The sequence below is a fragment of the Blastococcus sp. TML/C7B genome, from assembly GCF_016612845.1.
GTDB lineage: Bacteria > Actinomycetota > Actinomycetes > Mycobacteriales > Geodermatophilaceae > Blastococcus.
This window is the reverse complement of record NZ_JAEOAA010000001.1, coordinates 168068-191715: the sequence shown is the minus strand read 5'-3', so window position 1 is coordinate 191715 and position 23648 is coordinate 168068. Positions and strand designations below refer to the sequence as shown.

General features: G+C 74.8%; 25 protein-coding genes and 1 pseudogene. 20 read left to right on the top strand and 6 right to left on the bottom strand.

All coding sequences use genetic code 11. From position 1 onward, the window contains the following. Nucleotides 1-54 precede the first annotated feature (54 nt). The 3 genes from JKP76_RS00945 to JKP76_RS00935 are packed head-to-tail and all read left to right on the top strand — an operon-like array spanning nt 55 to nt 2398. Nucleotides 55-1065 (top strand): dipeptide ABC transporter ATP-binding protein, encoded by a 1011-nt coding sequence (locus JKP76_RS00945; RefSeq protein WP_200491208.1) that lies wholly within the window; start codon nt 55-57, stop codon nt 1063-1065. Nucleotides 1066-1088: 23 nt separating this feature from the next. Continuing rightward, complete coding sequence (mshB, locus tag JKP76_RS00940) at nt 1089-1982, top strand: N-acetyl-1-D-myo-inositol-2-amino-2-deoxy-alpha-D-glucopyranoside deacetylase (RefSeq protein ID WP_200489187.1); 894 nt, start codon at nt 1089-1091, stop codon at nt 1980-1982. Continuing rightward, nucleotides 1979-2398 (top strand): hypothetical protein, encoded by a 420-nt coding sequence (locus tag JKP76_RS00935; RefSeq protein ID WP_309229478.1) that lies wholly within the window; start codon nt 1979-1981, stop codon nt 2396-2398. Before mshB ends, JKP76_RS00935 begins: the two co-directional genes overlap by 4 nt. Here JKP76_RS00935 and JKP76_RS00930 read toward each other — a convergent pair. Beyond that, nucleotides 2352-2513, bottom strand: coding sequence for a GNAT family N-acetyltransferase (locus tag JKP76_RS00930; protein WP_200489186.1), 162 nt, complete (start codon nt 2511-2513; stop codon nt 2352-2354). The genes JKP76_RS00935 and JKP76_RS00930 overlap by 47 nt on opposite strands. 158 nt (nt 2514-2671) lie before the next feature. Here JKP76_RS00930 and fdxA point away from each other — a divergent pair, with 158 nt between their 5' ends. From fdxA to JKP76_RS00910, 5 genes and pseudogenes are all read left to right on the top strand, one after another. Next, nucleotides 2672-2998, top strand: a complete 327-nt coding sequence (gene fdxA / locus JKP76_RS00925) for a ferredoxin (RefSeq protein ID WP_200489185.1) — start codon at nt 2672-2674, stop codon at nt 2996-2998. Next, a pseudogene (locus JKP76_RS22850) lies at nt 2995-3657 on the top strand (aminotransferase class I/II-fold pyridoxal phosphate-dependent enzyme); the annotation flags it as partial. The gene fdxA and the pseudogene JKP76_RS22850, both read left to right, overlap by 4 nt. Nucleotides 3658-3778: 121 nt before the next feature. Continuing rightward, nucleotides 3779-4108, top strand: coding sequence for an aminotransferase class I/II-fold pyridoxal phosphate-dependent enzyme (locus JKP76_RS22845; RefSeq protein ID WP_309232787.1), 330 nt, complete (start codon nt 3779-3781; stop codon nt 4106-4108). 55 nt (nt 4109-4163) lie between these two features. Further along, nucleotides 4164-6533, top strand: a complete 2370-nt coding sequence (locus JKP76_RS23105) for an excinuclease ABC subunit UvrA (RefSeq protein WP_309229479.1) — start codon at nt 4164-4166, stop codon at nt 6531-6533. Between the two features lie 56 nt (nt 6534-6589). Continuing rightward, nucleotides 6590-7174: a carboxymuconolactone decarboxylase family protein gene (locus JKP76_RS00910; RefSeq protein ID WP_200489184.1), complete on the top strand. Its 585-nt coding sequence runs from the start codon at nt 6590-6592 to the stop codon at nt 7172-7174. Between the two features lie 4 nt (nt 7175-7178). Here the strand turns inward: JKP76_RS00910 and JKP76_RS21945 are convergent, their stop codons facing one another. After that, complete coding sequence (locus JKP76_RS21945; protein ID WP_200489183.1) at nt 7179-7826, bottom strand: hypothetical protein; 648 nt, start codon at nt 7824-7826, stop codon at nt 7179-7181. Nucleotides 7827-7890: 64 nt separating this feature from the next. Further along, the gene (gene dapD, locus JKP76_RS00900) at nt 7891-8865 is read right to left on the bottom strand and encodes a 2,3,4,5-tetrahydropyridine-2,6-dicarboxylate N-succinyltransferase (RefSeq protein WP_200489182.1); all 975 of its coding nucleotides are present in this window, start codon (nt 8863-8865) and stop codon (nt 7891-7893) included. Nucleotides 8866-8917: 52 nt separating this feature from the next. On the opposite strand from dapD, the gene dapE reads away from it, so the two are divergent. From dapE to JKP76_RS00855, 9 genes are all read left to right on the top strand, one after another. Next, entirely contained in the window at nt 8918-10024 is a 1107-nt protein-coding gene (gene dapE / locus JKP76_RS00895) for a succinyl-diaminopimelate desuccinylase (protein WP_200489181.1), read from the top strand. 80 nt (nt 10025-10104) lie between these two features. Beyond that, complete coding sequence (locus tag JKP76_RS00890; protein ID WP_200491205.1) at nt 10105-10869, top strand: TIGR00730 family Rossman fold protein; 765 nt, start codon at nt 10105-10107, stop codon at nt 10867-10869. A gap of 1 nt (nt 10870) precedes the next feature. Then, nucleotides 10871-11221: a DivIVA domain-containing protein gene (locus tag JKP76_RS00885; protein WP_200489180.1), complete on the top strand. Its 351-nt coding sequence runs from the start codon at nt 10871-10873 to the stop codon at nt 11219-11221. Further along, nucleotides 11214-11693 carry an SRPBCC family protein gene (locus tag JKP76_RS00880; RefSeq protein WP_200489179.1) on the top strand — a complete coding sequence of 160 codons (480 nt, stop codon included), beginning with the start codon at nt 11214-11216 and terminating at the stop codon, nt 11691-11693. Before JKP76_RS00885 ends, JKP76_RS00880 begins: the two co-directional genes overlap by 8 nt. Further along, nucleotides 11690-12601 carry a DMT family transporter gene (locus JKP76_RS00875; RefSeq protein ID WP_200489178.1) on the top strand — a complete coding sequence of 304 codons (912 nt, stop codon included), beginning with the start codon at nt 11690-11692 and terminating at the stop codon, nt 12599-12601. The genes JKP76_RS00880 and JKP76_RS00875 overlap by 4 nt, the downstream gene beginning before the upstream one ends. Then, nucleotides 12517-13176: a DNA-3-methyladenine glycosylase I gene (locus JKP76_RS00870; RefSeq protein ID WP_309232943.1), complete on the top strand. Its 660-nt coding sequence runs from the start codon at nt 12517-12519 to the stop codon at nt 13174-13176. The genes JKP76_RS00875 and JKP76_RS00870 overlap by 85 nt, the downstream gene beginning before the upstream one ends. Before the next feature lie 124 nt (nt 13177-13300). Next, nucleotides 13301-13468, top strand: a complete 168-nt coding sequence (locus tag JKP76_RS00865; protein WP_012947303.1) for a DUF3117 domain-containing protein — start codon at nt 13301-13303, stop codon at nt 13466-13468. Nucleotides 13469-13557: 89 nt separating this feature from the next. Next, the gene (locus JKP76_RS00860; RefSeq protein ID WP_200489177.1) at nt 13558-15060 is read left to right on the top strand and encodes a M17 family metallopeptidase; all 1503 of its coding nucleotides are present in this window, start codon (nt 13558-13560) and stop codon (nt 15058-15060) included. Further along, entirely contained in the window at nt 15057-16523 is a 1467-nt protein-coding gene (locus JKP76_RS00855; protein WP_200489176.1) for a hypothetical protein, read from the top strand. The genes JKP76_RS00860 and JKP76_RS00855 overlap by 4 nt, the downstream gene beginning before the upstream one ends. Nucleotides 16524-16589: 66 nt before the next feature. On the opposite strand, the gene JKP76_RS00850 is transcribed toward JKP76_RS00855, so the two are convergent. Next, entirely contained in the window at nt 16590-18089 is a 1500-nt protein-coding gene (locus JKP76_RS00850) for an NAD(P)/FAD-dependent oxidoreductase (RefSeq protein WP_200489175.1), read from the bottom strand. Between the two features lie 143 nt (nt 18090-18232). Here JKP76_RS00850 and JKP76_RS00845 point away from each other — a divergent pair, with 143 nt between their 5' ends. Both JKP76_RS00845 and JKP76_RS00840 read left to right on the top strand, forming a co-directional pair. Continuing rightward, nucleotides 18233-18619 carry a hypothetical protein gene (locus JKP76_RS00845; protein WP_200489174.1) on the top strand — a complete coding sequence of 129 codons (387 nt, stop codon included), beginning with the start codon at nt 18233-18235 and terminating at the stop codon, nt 18617-18619. An 85-nt stretch (nt 18620-18704) separates the two neighbouring features. Further along, the gene (locus JKP76_RS00840) at nt 18705-19397 is read left to right on the top strand and encodes a DUF6766 family protein (RefSeq protein ID WP_200489173.1); all 693 of its coding nucleotides are present in this window, start codon (nt 18705-18707) and stop codon (nt 19395-19397) included. Between the two features lies 1 nt (nt 19398). Here JKP76_RS00840 and JKP76_RS00835 read toward each other — a convergent pair whose 3' ends face one another. Together JKP76_RS00835 and JKP76_RS00830 are read right to left on the bottom strand one after the other, a co-directional pair. Beyond that, nucleotides 19399-21060, bottom strand: a complete 1662-nt coding sequence (locus JKP76_RS00835; RefSeq protein ID WP_200489172.1) for a SpoIIE family protein phosphatase — start codon at nt 21058-21060, stop codon at nt 19399-19401. 157 nt (nt 21061-21217) lie between these two features. Beyond that, complete coding sequence (locus JKP76_RS00830) at nt 21218-22300, bottom strand: spore photoproduct lyase family protein (protein ID WP_242471135.1); 1083 nt, start codon at nt 22298-22300, stop codon at nt 21218-21220. Nucleotides 22301-22447: 147 nt separating this feature from the next. Between JKP76_RS00830 and JKP76_RS00825 the strand changes: the two genes are divergently transcribed. After that, nucleotides 22448-23632, top strand: a complete 1185-nt coding sequence (locus JKP76_RS00825; RefSeq protein WP_200489171.1) for a zinc-dependent alcohol dehydrogenase — start codon at nt 22448-22450, stop codon at nt 23630-23632. The last annotated feature ends 16 nt before the right edge of the window (nt 23633-23648 follow it).

Below are 23648 nucleotides of genomic sequence, written 5' to 3'. Positions count from 1 at the left end.
GCCGTCTCCGCCACCGCCGTGTCCGCCACCACCGGCGCCACCGCCCGGGGCCCCCTGGGCGAGACGCTGCTGGAGATCAAGGGGCTGCAGAAGCACTTCCCGCTCACCCAGGGCGTGCTGTTCAAGCGCACGATCGGCCACGTCCGCGCCGTCGACGGCGTGAACATGACGCTGCGCCGCGGCGAGACCGTGGGCCTCGTCGGTGAGTCCGGCTGCGGGAAGTCGACGGTGTCCAAGCTGCTGGTCGCGCTGGAGAAGCCGACCGGCGGCTCGATCGTCTACAAGGGCCGGGACGTCGCCACGATGACCGGGCGCGCGCTCAAGGAGTACCGCCGCGAGGTCCAGATCATCTTCCAGGACCCGTACTCCTCGCTGAACCCGCGGATGACCGTCGGCGACATCGTCGCCGAGGGCTGGTCGGTGCACTCCGACATCGCGCCGCGCAAGGACCGGCTCAAGCGCACCCAGGACCTGCTGGACCGCGTCGGGCTCAACCCCGACTACGTCAACCGCTACCCCCACCAGTTCTCCGGCGGCCAGCGGCAGCGCATCGGCATCGCCCGGGCGCTGGCGCTGCGGCCGGAGATCATCGTCTGCGACGAGCCGGTCTCCGCCCTCGACGTCTCGGTGCAGGCGCAGGTGGTCAACCTGCTCGAGGACCTGCAGGACGACTTCGGCCTGTCCTACCTGTTCATCGCGCACGACCTCTCGGTCGTCCGGCACATCTCCGACCGGGTGTCGGTCATGTACCTCGGCTCGATCGTCGAGGAGGGCACCGACGAGCAGGTCTACACGACGCCGTCGCACCCCTACACGCAGGCGCTGCTGTCCTCGGTGCCGCTGCACGAGCCGCACCTGCGGGGCCAGAAGGACCGCATCCTGCTGCAGGGCGACGTGCCCAGCCCGGCCGACCCGCCCTCGGGCTGCCGGTTCCGGACGCGCTGCTGGAAGGCGCAGGACATCTGCGCCACCGAGGCGCCGGCGCTGGTGGACCGCGGCCAGGGCCACCCGGCGGCGTGCCACTTCGCCGAGGCGCGAGCGGTGGTCCCCGTCGACGCGGAGTGAGGCCGATCCGGCAGGATCGCGCCGTGACGCCCTCCCGACGCATGCTGCTCGTCCACGCCCACCCCGACGACGAGACGATCGGCAACGGCGCCACCATGGCGCGCTACGTCGCCGAGGGCGCCGGGGTCACGCTGCTCACCTGCACGCTGGGGGAGGAGGGCGAGATCCTCGTGCCGGAGCTCGCCCAGCTGGCCGCCGACCAGGCCGACCAGCTCGGCGGCTACCGGATCGGCGAGCTGCGGGATGCGATGGCCGCCCTCGGCGTCACCGACTCCCGGTTCCTCGGGGGGCCGGGCCGCTACCGGGACTCCGGGATGATGGGGACGCCGGCCAACGGGCACCCGCGCGCCTTCTGGAACGCGGACCTGGACGAGGCGGCGGCGCACGCCGTGGCCGTCATCCGCGAGGTGCGCCCGCAGGTGCTGGTCACCTACGACGAGAACGGCGGCTACGGCCACCCCGACCACATCCAGGCGCACCGGGTCGCCATGCGCGCCGCCGACGCCGCCGCGGACCCCGCGTTCCGGCCCGACCTCGGGGCGGCGTGGGAGATCGCGAAGGTCTACTGGAACGCGATGCCGCGCTCGGTCGTGCAGGCGGGCATCGACGCGCTGGCCGCGCTCGGCGAGAAGTCGATGTTCGACGGCCTCGGCGACCTGGACGACGTGCCGTTCGTCGTGCCGGACGACGTCGTCACCACCGCCGTGGACGCGCGCGCGCACGCCGACCGCAAGGACGCCGCGATGCGCTCGCACCCGACCCAGATCACCGTCGACGGGCCGTTCTTCGCGCTGTCGAACAACCTGGGCCTGGAGGTCATGGCCACCGAGCACTACCGGCTGGTGCGCGGGCGGCGCGGCCCGGCGGTCGGGGACGAGGGCTGGGAGGACGACCTGTTCGCCGGCCTGGAGCCGTGATCGCCCGGATCGCCGCGAGGCTGGGCTGGGCGGTGCTCGCCGTCGTCGTCGGCGGCTGGCTGGCGCTGGTCGAGGTGTTCTGGCTGCCGCTGCGGGCCGGCGCCGTGCCGGTGCCGGTCTCGGTGCTCGCCGCGGTGGTCGGGAACCTGCTGCTGGTGCAGCTGTTCCACCGGCTGTCGGGCTCCCGGCTGGTTGCGGTCGTGCCGGCGCTGGTCTGGCTGGTCGTGGCGCTGGCCGCGACGATCCGGCGGCCCGAGGGCGATCTGGTGCTGATCGGCAGCGGGGTCACCGGGTGGGTCGGCATGGCGTTCCTGCTGCTCGGCGTCGTCGCGGCCGCGTTCGCCGCCGGGCGGGTGCTGGCCGCGGGCGTCAGGCCGGTGGCGCCGACCGGTGGTGGTACCGGTGGTGCTCCGTGACGCCCAGCCGCGCGTAGAGCCCCAGCGCGGGCTCGTTGCCGTCGCCGACCTGGAGCAGGCAGGAGTGCGCGCCCCGCTCCCGCCCGGCGGTGGCCAGAGCGGCCACGTCGACCACGCGCGACATCCTGCGACGGCGCCCGGGAACTCCCTCTGCGGGGTGACCACGCAGGCAAGGGCACCCTTCCCGGCCAACCGGGTGCGAGAGGGTGATACTAATTCTGCCGATCGACCGTCCAGCGGTCGTAGCCCGCACCGCCCCCGGGAGGAACCACCGTGACCTACGTCATCACACAGGCCTGCGTCGACGTCCTCGACAAGGCGTGCATCGACGAGTGCCCGGTGGACTGCATCTACGAGGGCGAACGGATGCTCTACATCCACCCCGACGAGTGCGTCGACTGCGGTGCGTGCGAGCCGGTCTGCCCGGTCGAGGCCATCTACTACGAGGACGACGTCCCGGACAAGTGGAAGGACTTCTACAACGCCAACGTGGAGTTCTTCTCCGACCTGGGCAGCCCCGGCGGCGCCGCCAAGACCGGGAAGATCCACAAGGACCACCCGCTGGTCGCGGCGCTCCCGCCCCAGGGCGAAGGGCACTGACCGCCCCCGGGGGTCCGCGCGTCCTCCCGGACTTCCCGTGGGACGCGCTGGAGCCGGCCCGTGCGCGGGCCGCGCAGCACCCGGGCGGCGTCGTCGACCTCTCGATCGGCACGCCGGTCGACGCGACCCCGGCGCTGCTCGGCCAGGCGCTGGCCGCGGCCGGGAACGCCCCGGGCTACCCGGCCGCGCTGGGCACCGCCGCGCTGCGCACCGCGGCGGCCGGCTGGCTGAGCCGCCGGCTCGGCGTCACGGTCGCGGACCCGCTGGGTGCCGACCCGTCGGTCATCCCGACGGTCGGCTCCAAGGAGCTCGTCGCGCTGCTGCCGACGCTGCTGGGCCTCTCCGGCCGCGGCACGGTGCTGATCCCCTCGGTCGCCTACCCGACCTACGAGGTGGGCGCGGTGGTCGCCGGGCTCGACGTCCGGCGCGCCGACACCCCGCCCGCGGACGCCGACGGCGTCGTGCTGGTCTGGCTGAACTCCCCCGGCAACCCGCACGGCCGCGTGCTGGACGACGACGAGCTGCGCGCCTGGATCGACTGGGGCCGGACGCACGGCGTGCCGATCGCCTCGGACGAGTGCTACGTGACCCTCGGCTGGGACGTCGAGCCGCGCTCGCTGCTGCACCCCGCCGTCGCGGGGGAGGACCACCGCGGCCTGCTCGCCGTCCACTCCTTGTCCAAGCAGTCCAGCGCGGCGGGCTACCGCGGCGGCCTGCTCTCCCGGCGACCCGGCGCTGGTCCGCCGCGTCTGGGAGGTCCGCCGGCACCTGGGGCTGCTCGTGCCGACGCCGGTCCAGGCCGCGATGACCGCCGCCCTGGCCGACGACGCGCACGTCGACGCCCAGCGCGAGCGCTACCGCGGCCGCCGCGACCGGCTCGCCGCCGCGGTCCGGGCTGCCGGGCTGCGGATCGACCACTCCGCCGCCGGGCTGTACCTGTGGGTCACCCGCGACGAGGACTGCTGGGCCACCATCGACTGGCTCGCGGGCCTGGGCATCGTGGCCGCGCCGGGCGCGTTCTACGGACCCTCGGGGGAGCGGCACGTGCGCATGGCGCTCACCGCCACCGACGAGCGCATCGACACCGCCGTGGAGCGCCTGTCCGGCTGAGGCCGGGGCCCGAAGTCGCCTGACGACGTCGGTGCGGCGTGGCAGCATCCCGCGGGTGACCGATCGACCCGTGCACGCCGCCGACAGCCATGACGTGATCCGCGTGCTCGGCGCGCGGGTGAACAACCTCAAGGACGTCAGCGTCGAGCTGCCCAAGCGGCGGCTGACGGTGTTCACCGGCGTCTCGGGGTCGGGCAAGAGCTCGCTGGTGTTCGCCACGATCGCCGCCGAGTCGCAGCGGCTGATCAACGAGACCTACAGCGCCTTCCTCCAGGGCTTCATGCCCTCGCTGACGCGCCCGGAGGTCGACCTGCTCGAGGGCCTGACGACGGCGATCATCGTCGACCAGGAGCGGATGGGGGCCAACCCGCGCTCCACCGTCGGCACCGCGACCGACGCCAACGCCATGCTGCGCATCCTGTTCAGCCGGCTGGGCACGCCGCAGATCGGCCCGCCCACGGCGTTCTCGTTCAACGTGCCGACGCGCAAGGCCAGCGGCGTCATGAGCACCGAGAAGGCCGGCGGCCGGGTCGAGAAGAGCGTCGTCCGGGAGGCGGTCTACCTCGGCGGCATGTGCCCGCGGTGCGAGGGCATGGGGGCGGTCTCCGACTTCGACCTCACCGCGCTCTACGACGACACCAAGTCGCTCAGCGAGGGCGCGCTGACGGTGCCCGGCTACAGCATGGACGGCTGGTACGGCCGGCTGTTCCAGGGCATCGGGCTCGACCTGGACAAGCCGATCGGGAAGTACTCGGAGAAGGAGCTCGACACCCTCCTCCACAAGGAGCCCACCAAGATCAAGGTGGAGGGCATCAACCTGACCTACGAGGGCGTGATCCCCAAGGTCCAGAAGTCGATGCTGTCCAAGGACATCGACGCGTTGCAGCCGCACGTCCGCCGTTTCGTGGAGCGGGTGATCACCTTCCAGCAGTGCCCGGAGTGCGACGGCACGCGGCTCACCCCGGAGGCCCGCTCGTCGCGGATCGCCCGCAAGAACATCGCCGACGTCTGCGCGATGCAGATCAGCGACCTCGCCCAGTGGGTCCGTGACCTGGACGAGCCCTCGGTGGCGCCGCTGCTCAAGGGGCTGCAGCACCTGCTCGACTCGTTCACCGAGATCGGGCTGGGCTACCTGTCGCTGGACCGGCCGGCCGGCACGCTGTCGGGCGGCGAGGCGCAGCGGACCAAGATGATCCGCCACCTCGGCTCCTCGCTCACCGACGTCACCTACGTCTTCGACGAGCCCACCGTCGGCCTGCACCCGCACGACATCGAGCGGATGAACGGGCTGCTCCTGCAGCTGCGGGACAAGGGCAACACCGTGCTGGTCGTCGAGCACAAGCCCGAGACGATCGCGATCGCCGACCACGTCGTCGACCTCGGGCCGGGCGCCGGCTCCGGGGGCGGCACGGTCTGCTTCGAGGGGAGCGTCGAGGAGCTGCGGCGCAGCGACACCTCGACCGGCCGGCACTTCGACTACCGGGCGACGGTCAAGGACGCCGTGCGGTCGGCGAGCGGCGCGCTCGAGGTCCGGGGCGCGTCGACCCACAACCTCCGGGACGTCGACGTCGACATCCCGCTGGGCGTGCTGTGCGTGCTCACCGGCGTCGCCGGCTCGGGCAAGAGCTCGCTGGTCACCGGCTCGGTCGCCGGCCGCGAGGGCGTCGTGGTGGTCGACCAGGGCGCGATCAAGGGGTCGCGGCGCAGCAACCCGGCCACCTACACCGGGCTGCTGGAGCCGATCCGCAAGGCGTTCGCGAAGGCCAACGGCGTCAAGCCGGCGCTGTTCAGCTCCAACTCCGAGGGCGCCTGCCCGACCTGCAACGGCGCCGGCGTCATCTTCACCGAGCTGGGCGTCATGGCCACCGTCGAGTCGCCCTGCGAGGAGTGCGAGGGCCGGCGGTTCCAGGCGGCGGTGCTCGAGTACACCCTCGGCGGCCGGAACATCGCCGAGGTGCTCGCGATGTCGGTGGCCGAGGCCGAGGAGTTCTTCGGCGCCGGCGAGGCGAAGGTACCCGCGGCGCACGCGGTCCTCGACCGGCTGGCCGACGTCGGGTTGGGCTACCTCACCCTCGGCCAGCCGCTCACCACGCTGTCCGGCGGCGAGCGGCAGCGGCTGAAGCTGGCCACCCAGATGGCGGAGAAGGGCAGCGTCTACGTGCTGGACGAGCCGACCACCGGTCTGCACCTGGCCGACGTGGAGAACCTGCTCGGGCTGCTGGACCGGCTCGTCGACGCCGGCCGGTCGGTGGTCGTCATCGAGCACCACCAGGCGGTCATGGCGCACGCCGACTGGATCATCGACCTCGGTCCGGGTGCGGGCCGCGACGGCGGCCGGGTGGTCTTCGAGGGGACGCCGGCCGACCTGGTCACCGCCCGCTCCACCCTGACCGGCGAGCACCTGGCGGCGTACGTCGGCCGGTGACCGGGCGGCGGGCCGGTGGCCTTCCGCGGGCCCCGGCGCGGCCCTACCGTCCCGCCATGAGCTGGATCGCGGACGCCGACGAGGCCGCCTCCACCGAGGCGGCGGAGGCCTTCGACCGGGACCGGGCGACCCTCGGGTACGTCGCGAACTACACCCGGCTGCTCGCCCGGCGCCCCGCCGTCTACGAGGCGTGGCGCGCGCTGAACGCCGCGGTCAAGGCGTCGATGGACCCGCGCCGCTACGAGCTGGCCACCCTGGCCGCGGCCCGGCAGCTGCGGTCGAGCTACTGCTCGCTCGCCCACGGCGGGGTGCTGGTCGACCGGTTCGGCGCGGAGCCCGAGGTGCGCGCGATCAGCGGCGGTGAGCTCGCCGCCCTCGGCCCGGTCGACGCCGCCGTCGTCCGGGTGGCCGCGAAGGTCGCCGCCGGTGCCGCCGCGATGACGCCGGAGGACCTGGCCGAGCTGCGCACCCTCGGCCTGGACGACGACGAGATCCTCGACGTCGTCCTCGCCGCGGCGGCGCGGTGCTTCTTCAGCAGCGTGCTGGACGCCACCGGCACCGAGCCGGACGCGCAGTACCGGTCGATGGACGCGGGACTGCGTGCGGGCCTGACGGTCGGCCGGCCGATCGCGGAGGCCTGAGGCCTCAGACGCAGCCGAGGGCGTCCGCGCTCAGCGCGGCGGTCAGCTCCTGGGCCAGGGGTTCGTGCTTCTGGTAGGCCTCCGGGAAGCCGGAGCGCTGCACCGCCTGGGCCACGTCGGTGAGCCGGCCGGTCTCCCAGCCGGGGACGGTCACCAGCCAGTCGTAGAACTTCCCCGCGGCGTAGACCGGGTCCTGAACCTGTTCGGGGGTGCCCCAGCCCTGCGAGGGGCGCTGCTGGAACAGGCCGAGGGAGTCGCGGTCGCCGTAGTCCAGGTTGCGCAGGGTCGACTCCTGCATCGCCGTCGCGAGGGCGATGACGATCGCCCGGTCGGGCAGGCCGCGCTCCCGGCCCACGCGGGCGATCGTCGCCGCGTTCTGCGCCTGGTCGGGGGAGAGCTGGACGGTCCCGGTCCCGATCGGACCCTCGACGGTGCACGTGACCGCCGGCGGGACGTCGTCCGCCGAGCGCACCCAGGCGACACCGACGACCACCAGCACCGCGACGACGACCAGCGGCCACCAGTTGTCCGAGCCGCTCCGCTTCCGGCGTGCCGGGCCGCGCCGCTTCGCACTCCGGCGGGCGGGGCGCCGGCGGGCCGGCGCGCCGGCCCGGACCGCGGTCGTGCGGGCCGGCGTGGAGGTGGAGCTCATCGGGAGGAACTCTAGGTCGGCTCCCTGACCGTTCCCTGGACGACCGGGGGTGACGGCGGCCGCACTAGTTCTGGTGCAGCTCCGCGTTGAGCGCGCCCCACGCGCGGTCCTTGCGGTCGACGACCTCGAGCGCGCCGCTGACGCTGTTGCGGCGGAACAGCAGCCCGTCGCGGCCGGAGACCTCGCGGGCCTTGACCACCGAGCCGTCGGGCAGCGTCACGCGCGAGCCGCCGGTCACGTAGCAACCGGCCTCGACGATGCAGTCGTCGCCGAGCGAGATGCCGATGCCGGCGTTGGCCCCCAGCAGGCACCCGGTGCCGATCGAGATGACCTCGGTGCCGCCGCCGGAGAGCGTGCCCATGATCGAGGCGCCGCCGCCGATGTCGCTGTCCGCACCGACGACGACGCCCTGGCTGATCCGGCCCTCGACCATGGACGGGCCCAGCGTGCCGGCGTTGAAGTTGACGAAGCCCTCGTGCATGACCGTCGTCCCCTCGGCCAGGTGGGCGCCCAGGCGCACCCGGTCTGCGTCGGCGATGCGGACGCCGGAGGGGATGACGTAGTCGACCATCCGCGGGAACTTGTCCACGCCGAAGACGGTCACGTGGCCCACGGCCGCACGCAGCCGGTGCGCGTTGAACCCGGCCGCCTCGACCGGTCCGGCACTGGTCCAGGCCACGTTGGTGAGCAGACCGAAGACGCCGGTCATGTTCGCGCTGTTGGGCCGGATGAGGCGGTGGGAGAGCAGGTGCAGCCGCAGCCACACGTCGTGGGTGTCCACCGGCGGGGCGGCCAGGTCGGGGATGACGGTCCGGACGGCGATGACCTCCACGCCGCGCGCCTCGTCGCTGCGCACCAGGCCGCCGTAGTCGGGGCCGAGCTCGCCGGAGAGGTCGAGGGCGCCGATGCGGGTGGTGCCCGCGGCCGCCCCGTCGGGCGCGCCGAGCCGGGGCTCCGGGTACCAGGTGTCCAGGACCGTGCCCTCGCGGGTCACGGTGGCGAGGCCGGCAGCGGAAGCGGAGACGGGCGCAGCGGTCACGGGTGAGACGCTACCGAGCCGGAGGCCGGCGCCGCCCCCTAGGCTCGGCGGCGTGAGCGACCTCCCACCGCTGGACCTCTCCGCCGACGTCCTCACCCTCACCCGCGCGCTGGTCGACGTCCCGTCCGTCTCGGGGGACGAGCAGGCGCTGACCGACCTCGTCGAGGCGGCCCTGCGCGGCCTCGGCGGGCTGGAGGTGGAGCGGATCGGCAACAACGTGCTGGCCCGCACCAACCTCGGCCGGCCGACCCGGGTGGTGCTGGCCGGCCACCTGGACACCGTGCCGATCGCGGACAACGTGCCCAGCCGGATCGAGGGCGACCGGCTGTACGGCTGCGGCACCAGCGACATGAAGTCCGGTGACGCGGTGATGCTGCGGCTGGCCGGCCGGTTCGGCGTCCCCGGTGCCGAGCCGGCGCACGACCTGACCTTCGCCTTCTACGACAACGAGGAGGTCGAGGCGGTCAAGAACGGCCTCGGCCGGGTGGCCCGCGAGCGCCGCGGCTGGCTCTACGGCGACCTCGCCATCCTGCTCGAGCCGACCGACGGCGAGATCGAGGCCGGCTGCCAGGGCACGCTGCGCGCCCGGATCGCCGCGAAGGGCCGGCGCGCGCACAGCGCCCGCAGCTGGCTGGGGGAGAACGCCGTCCACGCCCTGGCCGGGCCGCTGGCGACCCTCGCGGCGTACACCGCCCGGGAGGTCGAGATCGACGGCTGCACCTACCGCGAGGGGCTCAACGCCGTCGGCATCTCCGGCGGGGTCGCCGGCAACGTGATCCCCGACCAGGCCGCCCTGCTGGTCAACTTCCGCTACGCGCCCGACCGGGACGAGGACGCCGCCGAGGCGCACGTCCGGGAGGTGTTCGCCGAGGCGCTGGCCGGCGGCGCCACGCTGGAGTTCGTCGACCACTCCGGTGGTGCCCTGCCGGGCCTCACCGAGCCCGCCGCGGCCGCCTTCATCGCGGCCGTGGGCCGGCCGGCGCGGGCGAAGCTCGGTTGGACCGACGTCGCCCGCTTCGCCGCCTTCGGCATCCCCGCGATCAACTACGGCCCGGGCGATCCGCAGTTGGCCCACACCCGCGAGGAGCACGTCGTCATCGACCGGCTGCAGCCGGCCGAGGACGCGCTCGTCGCCTACCTCTCCGGGAGCGCCGCGTGACCGTGCCGCCCACCCCGCCGGAGGCCGGACCCCCGGCCGCGGACGGCGAACGCCGGCGCCCCCGTCACCGCGGCCCGGTCATGCTCCGCGGTGGCGAGCCCGACCCGCGCACGGTCGGGACGACGACCGACCAGCGGCTGCTCGACCGCCGCGGCCCCACTGACTGGGTGCACACGGATCCATGGCGCGTGCTCCGCATCCAGAGCGAGTTCGTGGAGGGCTTCGGGCTGCTCTCCGAGCTGCCGCGTGCGGTGAGCGTGTTCGGCAGCGCCCGCACGCCGGCCGACCACCCGCACTACGCGGCGGGCGTCGCGATCGGGTCCGCGCTGGCGCAGGCCGGTTACGCGGTGATCACCGGCGGCGGCCCGGGCGCGATGGAGGCGGCCAACCGCGGGGCGTGCGAGGCCGGCGGGCTGTCGGTGGGTCTGGGCATCGAGCTGCCGTTCGAGCAGGAGCTCAACGAGTGGGTCGACGTCGGCATCACGTTCCGCTACTTCTTCGTGCGCAAGACGATGTTCGTGAAGTACGCGCAGGCCTTCGTGATCCTGCCCGGCGGCTTCGGCACCCTCGACGAGCTCTTCGAGGCGATGACCCTCGTGCAGACCGGCAAGGTCACCCGCTTCCCGGTGATCCTCTTCGGCTCGGCCTACTGGTCCGGGCTGGTCGACTGGATCCGGGACACCATGGCCGCCACCGGCACGATCGGCCCGCGGGACCTCGACCTGCTCACGGTGACCGACGACGTCGCCGAGGTGGTCGCGGTGATCCGGGCCGCCGAGGCCGGCCGCAGCGCGGGCGACAACGGCGGCGGGATGCGGGCACCGCTCGGCCCGTCGGACGCCTGACGTGCTGGAGTTCGTGGTCTTCGGCGTCGGGGTGGTCGTGGTGGCGGCGCTGCTGTTCCTCGGCGCCTCGGTGCTCCTGGGCCGGGGCGAGAGCGCGCCGCCCGCCGAGCCGGACCGCTCGCCCGTGGAGCTGCCGGTCGGCCGGCCGGTGGACGGTGACGACGTGCGCGCGGTGCGGATGACCGTGGCCGTGCGCGGCTACCGGATGACCGAGGTCGACTGGTTGCTCGAGCAGCTGGCCCGGACGCTGGACGAGCGCGACGCCGAGCTCGCCGCCCTGCGCGCGCAGCTCGCCGAGCAGCCCGCGCGCCAGACCGCTGCGGCGGCCCCCGAGGAGGAGCGCGATGCCTGAGCTGGTGGAACGGATCGACGTCGAGGCGTCCCCGGAGCGGGTGTGGGCGGTGCTCACCGACTGGGTCGGGCAGGGCGAGTGGATGGTCGCCACCGACGTCGAGACCGTCGGCGGCCCGGCGCAGGGCGTCGGCGGGCGGCTCGCGGCCCGCACGGGGCTGCCGCTGCCCGGCGGTAGGCACCTCGGGCTGCTGGACACCATGGTGATCACGAAGTGGGACCCGCCGCGCCTGGTCGAGGTGCAGCACACCGGCCGGGTCATCCGCGGCCCGGGGATCTTCGAGATCGAGCCGCGCGGCGAGCACGCCACCTTCGTCTGGACCGAGCGCTTCTACCTGCCGTGGGGCTGGTTCGGGGTGGTCCTGACGCCCGGCTGGTACGCCGTCCGGCCGTTCGTGCGCTGGGGCGTGCGCCGGTCGCTGCGCCGGTTCGCCGCGGTCGCCGCGCGGGCGGGGGGAGCGCCCGCCCGGTGAGCCGCCGGGGGTGGGCGCTGTTCGTGGCCCTGTCGGTCATCTGGGGCATGCCGTACCTGCTGATCAAGGTGGCCGTCGACGAGGTGCCGCCGGTGGTCGTCGTCTTCGTGCGCTGCGCGATCGGGGCGGCCCTGCTGCTGCCGTGGGCCCTGCACCGCGGCGGGCTCGGGGCGGCGCTGCGCCAGTGGCGCTGGCTGCTGGTCTTCACCGTGCTGGAGATGACCGCGCCGTGGCTGCTGCTCGCCTACGCCGAGCAGTCGCTGTCCAGCTCGCTGACCGGGCTGCTGGTGGCCGCGGTGCCGTTCGTCGCCGCGCTGGCCGGCCGGCTCGCCGGTGAGGAGGAGCGGCTCACGCCGGTGCGGATGGCGGGCATGGGGCTCGGTGTCGTCGGCATCGCCGCGCTGCTCGGGCTGGACCTGGAGGGCGCGCAGTGGCTGCCCGTCGGCGCCGTCGCCCTGGTGGCGGTCGGCTACGCGACCGCGCCGCTGGTGATGAGCCGGCGGCTGCCCGAGGTGCCCGGCGTGGCGGCCGCGGCCCTGGCGCTGGCGGTGACCACGGTCGTCTACGCGCCGTTCGCGCTGCCGCGGCTGGGGGACGCCGTCGACGCGTCGGGGCAGGCGGTGCTGTCGCTGGCCGCGCTGGGCGTGCTGTGCACCGCGGTCGCGCTGGCGCTGTTCTTCGCCCTCATCCGGGAGGTCGGCCCGCAGCGGGCGCTGGTGATCACCTTCGTCAATCCGGCGGTCGCGGTGCTGCTCGGCGTGCTGCTGCTGCGGGAGCCGTTCACGCTCGGCATCGCGCTCGGCCTGCCGCTGGTGCTGGCCGGCTGCGTGCTGGCGACCCGGCGCAACCACCCCGTGCCGGCCACCGCCGACCTTCCCGCGGAGGCCTCCGGTGCCGGAGCCCGCTGAACCGTCGGCACCCGCGGCTACGGTCGCCGGCGTGGAGCGCTGCGCCTGGGCCGGGTCGGCCCCCGAGTACGTCGTCTACCACGACGAGGAGTGGGGGACGCCGCTGCACGGGGACGACAGCCCTGTTCGAGCGGCTCTGCCTCGAGGCGTTCCAGTCGGGCCTGTCCTGGATCACCATCCTGCGCAAGCGGCCGGCGTTCCGGTCCGCGTTCGCCGGCTTCGCGATCGACGCCGTCGCGGAGTTCGGGCCCGACGACGAGGCCCGGCTGATGGCCGACGCGGGGATCGTGCGGAACCGGGCGAAGATCGCCGCCGCCATCCGCAACGCCCGGACCGCGCAGCAGCAGCCCGAGGGGCTCTCCGAGCTGCTCTGGTCGTTCGCCCCGACCGGCCCGCGGACCCGCCCCGCCACCGTCGACGACGTGCCCGCGACCAGCGCGGAGTCGGTCGCGATGGCCCGCGAGCTCAAGCGCCGCGGGTTCGTCTTCGTCGGCCCGACGACGGCCTACGCGCTCATGCAGGCGACCGGGATGGTCGACGATCACGTCGCCTCCTGCTTCCGCGCATCACCCTGAAGGGACCTCGTGTTGGACGACGGCCCCTCATACGGGATCATTGGTCCCGGAGTTCCAGCAGCGATGGACGCCACCCCACCTCCCGCCCCGGCGGGGAGCGGTGTGGCCGGCGAAGGAGGCACGCATGGCGGCCATGAAGCCGCGCACGGGTGAAGGTCCCCTCGAGGTGACCAAGGAAGGCCGCGGCCTGGTCATGCGCGTGCCGCTCGAGGGAGGCGGTCGCCTCGTGGTGGAGCTGTCGCCCGACGAGGCGGCGGCGCTGTCGGAGGCGCTCAAGGGCGCGACCAGCTGACCACCTCCGCCGAGCTGCCCCCGGGCAGCGCAGCGCAGGACGACACGGCCCCGGCCGCCGGCGACGAGCCGGCGACCGGGGCCGCGCCGTTGCCGCACGTCGAGCTGCTCGCCGAGCTGCCCGCCCTCGGGACCGACGACGTGCTCGCCGTCCCGGTCGGCACGGGCGGCGTGCTGCCCACCTGGTTGACCGGTCCGGAGCCGGTGGTCAGCCCCGAGCTGCTCGCCGGCGCGCTCGCCGACACCGGCAACACCGGAGCCGCGGGCACGATCACCAACGTGCCGATCGCCGGGCGCCGGCCGCGCAGCGTGGTCGCCGTCGGCGCCGAGGCGGGCACCGTGCCCGAGCTGCGCCGGTACGTCGGCATCTGCGTGCGCCGCGCCCAGACCCTGGCCGAGCACGGCGCGACCCGGCTGGTGCTGCCGCTGGACGGCGCCGCCGGCGCCGACGAGGTGCGCGCCGCGGTCGAGGCCGCGCTGCTGGCCGGCTACCGCTTCCGCGACTCCTCCACCCGCCCGCCGCGGCGGCTGGCCACCATCGCCGTGGTCGCCGCCGCGGCCGCAGACCCCGAGGTGCGCCGCGCGGCGACCGCCGGCGAGGTGGCGGCCGGCTCGGTCGCCTGGGCGCGGACGCTGGTGAACACCCCGCCGCACCGCAAGGACCCGGCCTGGCTGGCCGCGCAGGCGTGCGCCCGGCTGGGCGGGCTGCCGCACGTGACGGTCACCGTGCTCGGCCCGGACGAGCTGCGCGCCGGCGGCTTCGGCGGCGTCCTCGCCGTCGGCGGGGGCTCCGCCTCGCCGCCCCGGGTGGTGATCGCCGCCTACCGGCCGCCGTCGGCCGGGCCGACGCACCCGGTGCTCGTCGGCAAGGGCATCACCTTCGACACCGGTGGCATCTCGATCAAGACCAATGCCGGCATGCGGCACATGGCGACCGACATGGCGGGCGGCGCCGCCGTGCTCGCCGCCGTCGACGCCGCCGCCCGGCTGGAGCTGCCGGTCGCCGTCACCGCGGTGGTCCCGGCCGCGGAGAACGCCGTCTCGGGTGCGGCCTACCGGCCGGCCGACGTCGTCCGGCACGTGGGTGGCCGCACCACCGAGGTGCGCAGCACCGACGCCGAGGGCCGGCTGGTGCTGGCCGACGCGCTCGCGCACGCCCGGCTGGAGCTGGGCGCCACCGCGCTGGTCGACGTCGCCACGCTGACCGGCGCGATGAAGCAGGCGCTGGGCGCGCGCACCGGCGGGCTCTACGCGACGACCGACCGGCTGGCCGACGCGCTGTGCGCAGCCGGCGACGCCGCGGGCGAGCCGCTGTGGCGGCTGCCCCTGGCGGCCGAGTACGGCGACCTGCTGGAGAGCGCGGTCGCCGACGCCAACAACCAGCCGGGCAACCCGGGCGGGACGACGGCGGCGCTGTTCCTGCAGCCCTTCGCAGGCACGCTGCCCTGGGCGCACCTGGACATCGCCGGGCCGGCGCGGGCCGGCTCCGACGACGCCGAGACGGTCAAGGGCGGGACCGGCTTCGGCACCCGCACACTGCTGCGCTGGCTCGAGGCCGGCGCCCCTGCCGACGACGACGAGAGGAAACGATGAGCCAGGACGAGCGCGGTGTGGTGTTCCCGGCCGGGGCGGACGGGCGGCGCAGCACGTCGTCCCTGGGCCGGGGGGTGGTCGCCGACGCGCTGCGCCCGGTCGACGCCGCCGGCGCGCTGGCCGCGGAGCGGGAGACCAACTGGCGCGGGGGCTACCTGACCCACTTCCGCCGCCTGGTGGAGGCCGGCCTGCCCGCCGCGTCGTCCGCGCGCGCCATCGCCGAGGCGGGGCTGGCCTCGCTGCACGAGCGCATGCGCGTGGCCGGCCCGGACGGCGAGACCGGCCTCGACGGCCTGGTCGCCGCACCTGCCGACCGGGCCCTGCACGCCGTGGAGGTGCGCGGCACCGCAGAGCCCGAGCGGGAGCTCTCGCTGCCCTTCCACGGCGGGCGGCTGCGGGGCGACGCGCTGCTGCGCCGGCTCGACACCTGGGTCGCCGGTGGCGTCGTCGAGCCCTCGTGCGCCGAGGCGGTGCGGACGGTCGCTGCGAACCCGGAGTGGCTGGCGCTGCCCGGCAGCACCGTCGTCGTCCTCGGCGCCGGTGCCGAGATGGGCCCGCTGACCGCGCTGCTGCGGTGGGGTGCCCGGGTGGCCGGCGTCGACCTGCCGCGCGCGCCGCTGTGGGAGCGGGTGCTCGACACCGCCCGCGGCAGCGCCGGCACCCTGCTGGTCCCGGTCGGCGGACCGGCCGAGGACGCCGACCCCGCGCACGCCGGCGCCGACCTCATCGCCGAGGTGCCCGCCGTCGCCGACTGGGCCGCCGCGCTGCCCGGCCGGCCGGTGCTGGGGAACTACGTCTACGCCGACGGCGCGACCAACGTGCGGGTCTCGACGGCGGTCGACGCGCTGACCGTCCGGCTGACCGCGGCCCGCCCGGAGCTCGCGCTGGCGTTCCTGGCCACGCCCACCGACGTCTTCGCCGTCCCGGCCGACGCCGTCGCGCAGTCGGTGCAGGCCTACGCCGACCGCTCGCGCGGCGCGAAGCTGCTGGGCCGGCCGCTGCGCACGGTGTCGGGAGGACGGCTGCTGCAGCGGGCCTATGTGCCCGGCACCGACCCCGGCATCGCCGACAGCCTGGTCGCCCAGCAGGGGCCGAACTACGCCCTGGCCAAGCGGCTGCAGCGCTGGCGGGCGACGACCGCCCGCGCCGCCGGCACCACGGTGTCGATGAACGTCGCGCCGCCGACCCGCACCCGGTCGGTGGTGAAGAACCGGGCGCTGGCCGCCGCCTACGCCGGTGCGCACCGGTTCGGCGTGGAGATCTTCGAGCCGGCGACCTCCAACGTGCTCATGGCCGCGCTGCTCGTGCACGACCTGCACACCGGCGGCGGGCCCGCGCACGAGCACCCGTGGCAGGACGAGGCGCACGAGGCCGCGCACGGCGGGCTCTGGCGGGCGGCCTACCAGCCGCGCAGCGCGCTCGGGCTGGCCGCGCTGCTCGGCTACGGCGCCGCCCGCGGTTGACGCCTCGCGACGCTGTGCGCGGATCGGCAGTTCCGAGCCCCGGAGCTGCCGATCCGCGCACACCGTTCAGGCGGGACCGACCAGGCCCGCGACGATCTCGGCGGACAGGGTGACCAACGGCAGCCCGCCGCCGGGGTGCGCGGAGCCGCCCACGAGGAACAGGCCGGGCACGGGGGAGGCGTTGGCCGGGCGCAGGAACGCGGCCCGGGCGCCGTTGCTCGACGTCCCGTAGATCGAGCCGCCCACGCTGCCGGTGTCGCGCTCCAGGTCGGCCGGCGTCCGCACGACGCGGACGCGCACCCGGTCGCGCACGTCCAGCCCGCGGTCGGCCATCACCTGCAGCACGTGGTCGGCATAGCGCTCGGCCAGGCCGGGTGCGTCCCAGTCGACGCCCCGCCCGGGCTCGTGCCGCGGCGCGTTGACCAGCACGAACCACGACTCGCTGTCCTCGTCGGGGCGCAGCGCCGGGTCGTCGGGCGCGCTGACGTAGACCGTCGGGTCGGCCACCGGCTCCGGCGCACCGGCGTGCCGGCCGGAGCCGAAGACCGCGTCGAACTCGGCGTCGTAGTCGGCCGGGAAGAGCACGGTGTGGTGCGCGAGGCCCGGCGTCCGGCCGCGCAGCCCGAGCAGCAGCACGAACCCGGACAGGGACGGCGTCGTACGGGTCAGCGCGCGGCGCGGAGCCCGGGTCAGCTCCCGCGGGAGCAGGTCGGCGTAGAGGGCGGCGGCGTCCACGTCGGAGACGACGACGTCGGCCGGCACCATCTCCCCGCCGGCCAGCTCCACGCCCTCCGTCCGGCCGCCGGCGACGATGACCCGGCGCACCGCGCACCCGGTGCGCAGCACCGCACCGCGCTCGGCGGCCCGCTCGGCCACGGCGAGCGCGAGCCGGTGCAGCCCGCCGCGCACGTACCAGGAGCCGTACGCCTGCTCGGCGTGCGCGGTGGTGGCCAGCACCGCCGGCGCGCGGCGCGGATCGGAGCCGGAGTAGGTGGCGTAGCGGTCGAGCAGCACCCGCAGCCGGGGGTCGCGCAGGTGCTGCGCGCCGAGGCCGCGCAGCGAGCGCCACGGCGCCACGGTGGCGACGTCGGCCGGCCGGCGGGCCAGTCGCGCGAGGGTGGTCGCGCCGGCCAGCGGCGTCCGCAGGAAGGGGCGCTCGCTGACCTGCCACATCCGCTCGGCGCGGCCCATCAGCGCCGCCCACTGCGCGCCCGCTCCGGCGCCCAGCGCGGCATCGAGGGCAGCCGGGACGGCGGCCGGCTCCCCGGGGAAGGCGAGTCGGGTGCCGTCGGCGAAGCGGTAGTGCACCGCGGGGTCCAGCCGGACGAGGTCGAGGACCTCCTCCAGCGGCGCGCCGGTCGCGGCGAACAGGTCGCGGTACACGTGGGGGAGCGTGACCAGGCTCGGGCCGGTGTCGAACGCGTGCCCGTCGACCTCGAGCAGCCCGAGCTTGCCGCCCACCTGGGCCGACTGCTCGAGCACCGTCACCGCGTGGCCCTGCGTGGCCAGCCGGGCGGCCGCGGCGAGCCCGCCGAGCCCGGCGCCCACCACCGCCACCCGCGCCACGACGGCCACGGTAGCCGGGCCGGCCGGGACGTCCGCCCGTCCGGGTGACCGGCGCGTGCCCGGTGCCGGGACCGGGTAGCCGCCCGCTGTCCGGGCGAGGAGCGTGCGGGACGCCGCTGCGCGAGTGCGTTCGAGGAGGAGCCGTGCGCGGAGCAGGGGTGTGGTCGGGGGTGGTCGCCGTCCTGGCGCTGGCGAGCGGGTGCGCCGCCGGGGCCGACGACGCGCGGGCGGTCGCCACCGCCTTCGAGGACCCCGCCGGGGACCCGGCGCAGCGGTGCGGGCTCCTGGCCCCGGCCTCGCGCGCGGCCCTGGAGTCCGACGGGTCGGCGTCGTGCGCCGCGTTGATCGGGGAGCTGCCGCTGCCCGGCGGCGACGTGACGTCGGTCGAGGTGTGGGGCGGTGAGGCCCAGGTGCGCATCGGGGGCGACGTCGTCTTCCTGACCGAGACGGGAGCCGGCTGGCGGGTGACCGCCGCGGCCTGCGAGCGGCGCGGCGAGGCGCCCTACGACTGCGAGGTGGAGGGGCCGTGAAGGGTGTCCGGGCGGTCTTCGTGGTCTACCTGCTGGTCATCGCGCTGGGCATCGCCTACGCGTTCGCCGTCGCGGCGGCCGGGCGATGAGCGCCCGGGAGCCGAGCTACGGCTTCCTGCGCAACAACGCGCTGAGCCTGGCCTTCGGCGGGCTGTTCCTCGTCACGCTCGCCGGGCAGGCGGTCTCCGGCAACGCCGACGTCAACGCGCAGCAGCTGGCCGAGGGCCTGGAGCCGATGAGCCTGCTCGACTACGTGACCTCGTCGTCGTTCATGGTCGACGTGATGGAGAACTGGCAGTCGGAGTACCTGCAGTTCTTCCTCTACATATTCGCGACGGTCTGGCTCGTCCAGAAGGGCTCGAGCGAGTCCAAGGAGCCGGGCGAGGAGGGCACCGAGAGCGACGAGGAGCAGCGGGTCGTCCGCCACGCGGACGAGGACTCCCCGGCGTGGGCGCGGACCGGCGACTGGCGGACGACGGTGTTCTCCCGGTCGCTCGGGTTGCTCATGGGCTGCCTGTTCCTGCTCACCTGGGCCGCCTCGGCGGCCACCGGCTGGGTCGCGTTCAACAGCGAGCAGCTGGGTCAGCGGCAGGACCCGGTGACCTTCGCCGGCTACCTCGGGGAGGCCGACTTCTGGAACCGGAGCTTCCAGAACTGGCAGTCCGAGATGCTGGCGGTGGGCTCGATGGCGATCTTCGCGGTGTACCTCCGGCAGCGGGGATCACCGGAGTCCAAGCCGGTCGGGGTGGCGCACGCCGACACCGGCCAGACCGGGTGACCTAGGCCGGAACGGTCAGCGCGAGCAGCGCCATGTCGTCGGCCTCGTGGCGGGAGCCCGCGACCTGCGCCTCGACGGCGGCCGCGACCGCGGCGACGGCGCCCTCGGCGTCCGCGCAGGCGGCGTCGCCGAGCAGCCGCTGCAGCCCCTCCTCGCCGAACTGCTCGCCCGCCGCGTCCCGCGCCTCGGTGACGCCGTCGGTGTAGAGCAGCAGCGTGCTGCCGGCCGGCAGCTCCACGGTGTGGTCGGTGAACACGGTGCCCGCATCGACGCCGAGCGGCGCGGCCGGGCTCCCCAGGGCGACGACGTCGCCGTCGGCGGTGCGCAGCAACGGCGGCGGGTGCCCGGCGAGGCTGATGCCGACCCGGTGTCCGTCGGGGCCGCGTTCGAGCACCAGGCAGGCCGCGGTGACGAAGCGCAGCGGGCCGCCGCCCTGCTCGTGCAGCAGGGCGGCGTTGACGGCGGCCAGCACCGCGGCCGGGCAGCCGGCGGCCGAGGCGGCGCGCGCGGTGTGCCGGGTGAGCGCGGTCAGCGCCGCGGCCTCGGCGCCGGTGCCGCACACGTCGGCGACCAGGGCCATCCACCGCCCGTCGGGCAGCGGCAGCACGTCGTAGGTGTCGCCGCCGACCAGCGCGGTGCCGCCGCCGGCGCGGTACCGCGCGGCGAGCTCCACACCCGGCACGGTCGGCAGGTGCGAGGGCAGCAGGCTGCGCTGCAGCGTCTCGGCCAGGGAACGCATCTCGGACTCGGCGCGCAGCCGGCCGAGGAACTGGCCGACCTGCCGCCCCGCGTGCGCGAGCACGTCGATCAGCTCCGGCGGCACGGTGCGCCGGGCGCGGGAGAACAGCTCGCAGACGCCCAGCACCGCGTCGCCGCGCAGCACGGGGAACGCCACGCCGGTGCGGACGTCGTCGGCCCGGGCCGCCTCCCGGCGCAGGAAGCGCGGATCCCGCCACAGGTCCTCCACGACCACCGGCGCGCGCTCCTGCTGGACCAGGCCGGGCAGCCCCTCGCCGCGGCCGAAGGTCCGCCGGGTCTCCCCGCGCAGCGCCGGCACGTCGACGTCGGGCGCGGTCCAGGTACCGGCGTGCACCAGCCGGCCGCTGTGGTCGTCCTTCTCCCAGAGCACCGCGGCGTCCCAGTCCAGCTCGGTGCAGAGCGTGGGCAGCAGCCGCTGGAAGGCGACGTCGGCGTCGGTGGCCTCGGTGAGCGCGGCGGTCACCCGCAGCGTGGCGGCGAGGTACCGGCTCACCTGCAGCTGGCGCTCGAGCAGGACGGTGGCGCTCGCGTCGCGCAGCACGCAGACGAACGAGCGCTGGGCCGGCTCGGTGTGCGGGGAGCCGATCCGCGCCACGGTGAGGTCTACGACGACCTCGTGCCCGGCGGCGTGCAGCAGGGGCAGCTGCGTCGTCCGGCCCAGCAGCTCGCCCTGCGCGACGGACAGCGGGCGGAGCGCGCCGCTGCTCGAGTCGGGCTGGAAGCGCCGCGGCAGCGCCCGGACCAGCGAGCGGCCGATGAGGGCGTCGGGGTCGTGGCCGAGCAGGGTGCGGATCGCGGGGTTGGCGTAGCTGATCCGGCCCTCGCCGTCCGCGACGACGACGGCGTCGGGGAGGGCGTCCAGGAGGGTCTCCGGCGGAACCGCCGACAGGTGCCCGAGATCCATCGGCACCGTGCCCCCTCGCCCCTGCCCGATCACTAGCTGTGCAACCTTGTCACACGATTCGTGACCTCCGGAAGCCCGTGCGGACAGTTTCCAGCCGGATCCGGTCCGCCGGAAGAGCCCTCAGAAGGAGTAGCGGATCCGCAGCCAGGGCGCGTGCTCAGGCGACCAGTCGGTGCAGTCGCTGCACTCCCTCGCGTTTGACGTCGTTCCGGTAGCGGACGTTGTCCTGGCCGTTCTGGCTGCGCTTGGGTTGCTGCAGCTCAGGGCGCCACAGCAGCTCCTCGGCCCGGGGGTGCCAGCCCAGGTTGACCTCGTGCAGATCGCGGTTGTGGGTGAGCAGGATGACCTCGGCCGCGGCCTGCGCCTTGGCCGCCGGGGAGAGCTCGTCGTCCAGTCGCTGCAACAAAGCGGCCCAGGCCTCTTCCCAGCCCTCGCGCAGCACGACCGGCGAGAGGTTGAGGTGCACCTCGTACCCGGCCGCGACGAAGTCGTCCACCGCGGCGATCCGCTCGGCCACCCGGCTGGTGCGGATGTCGAGCAGCTGCGCGTCGTCCTCCGGCACGACGGAGAAGCGGATGCGGGTGCGCCCGGCGGGGTCGAGGTCGAGCAGCTGCCGATTGACGTACTTGGTGGCGAAGGAGGCCTTGGCCGTCGGCAGCTCGCGGAAGGTGGCGACGAGGTCGGCGACGTTGTCGCTGACCAGCGCGTCGACCGAGCAGTCGCTGTTCTCGCCGAGGTCGTAGACCCAGCTCTCGGGATCGGCCTGGTCCGGCTCGGGCTTGGGGCCCTGCCGGACGACGTGGCGGCGCAGGTACCCGGTGATCTGCTCGATGTTGGTGAACACGGTGATCGGGTTGGCGAAGCCCTTGCGCCGGGGGACGTAGCAGTAGGCGCAGGCCATCGCGCAGCCGTTGGCGGTGGACGGTGCGATCCAGTTCGCCGACCGCCCGTTGGGGCGGGCCGAGAGCGACTTCTTGACGCCGAGCACCAGCGTCTCGGTCTTCACCCGCACCCAGCGCTCGACGTTGCCCTCGTTGCCGTGGAGGTCCGGGATCTGCCAGTGGGAGGGCACCTCGACGAGCTCGGCGTCGGGGTAGCGGCCCAGCACCTGGCGGCCGCGGGGGCTGTCCGCGGCGGCGGGCTCGGCGTAGATGCGGCGGACCTGCAGCAGCCGGTTGGGCGGCGCAGGCGTCGGGGGCGGCTCGGGGTCGAAGAGGGTCAGCGGCTCGGCCGGTGCCATGTCTGGTGCAGCGTGCCGGCGCTGGGCGGCATTCCGAACGGGTGCGTGGCGCGCGGCCCGGTTTCGGCCCGACGGTCACGGGCACCCCGGGAACAGCGGTCGTGCGCCGACAGAGGCGCGCACGCGACGAGACGAACGGTGGACCCCATGAAGGCAGTGACCTGGCACGGGCAGCGGGACGTACGCGTCGAGGAGGTGCCCGACCCGTTCGTGCAGGAGCCGACCGACGCGGTCATCCGGGTGACGACGTCGAACATCTGCGGCTCGGACCTGCACCTGTACGAGCCGCTCTCGCCGTTCATGGGCGTGGGCGACATCCTCGGCCACGAGAACATGGGCCAGGTCGTGGAGGTCGGCTCGGCGGTCACGAACCTGAAGGTGGGCGACCGCGTCTCGATCCCCTTCCAGATCTCCTGCGGGCACTGCTGGATGTGCCAGCAGCAGCTCTACACCCAGTGCGAGACGACCCAGGTGCGCGAGCACGGCATGGGCGCGGCGCTGTTCGGCTTCTCCAAGCTCTACGGCCAGGTCGCGGGTGGCCAGGCGGAGTACCTGCGGGTGCCGCAGGCGCAGTTCACGCACATCCCGCTGCCCGAGGGCCCGGCCGACGACCGGTTCGCCTACCTCTCGGACATCCTGCCCACGGCCTGGCAGGGCGTGGAGTACGCAGCGGTGCCCGAGGGCGGGACGCTCGTCGTCCTGGGCCTGGGGCCGATCGGTGACTTCGCCTGCCGGATCGCGCAGCAGAAGGGCTTCCGGGTCATCGGCGTCGACCTCGTCCCCGAGCGGCTGGCGCGGGTGAAGGCCCGCGGCGTGGAGGTGGTCGACCTGAACGAGGTCGAGGAGATCGGTGACGCGATCCGCGACATGACCGGTGGCCGCGGGCCCGACTCGGTGCTCGACGCCGTCGGCATGGAGGCGCACGGCTCCCCGGGCACGGGGTTCGTCCAGAAGGCGGCCGGGCTGCTGCCCAAGGCCGTCTCCGCGCCGCTCATGGAGCACGCCGGCGTCGACCGGCTCAACGCGCTGTACTCGGCGATCGACATCGTCCGGCGTGGCGGCACCATCTCGTTGTCGGGTGTCTACGGGGGCGCCGCGGACCCGATGCCGCTGATGACCATGTTCGACAAGCAGATCCAGCTGCGCATGGGCCAGTGCAACATCAAGCGCTGGATCCCGGAGATCATGCCGCTGCTCACCGACGCCGACCCGCTGGGCGTCGACGACTTCGCCACGCACCGCGTGCCGCTGTCGGAGGCCCCGGAGATGTACCGGAAGTTCCAGGAGAAGTCCGACGGTGTGATCAAGGTGCAGCTCAAGCCCGAGCTCTGAGCCCCAGCGCTCACCG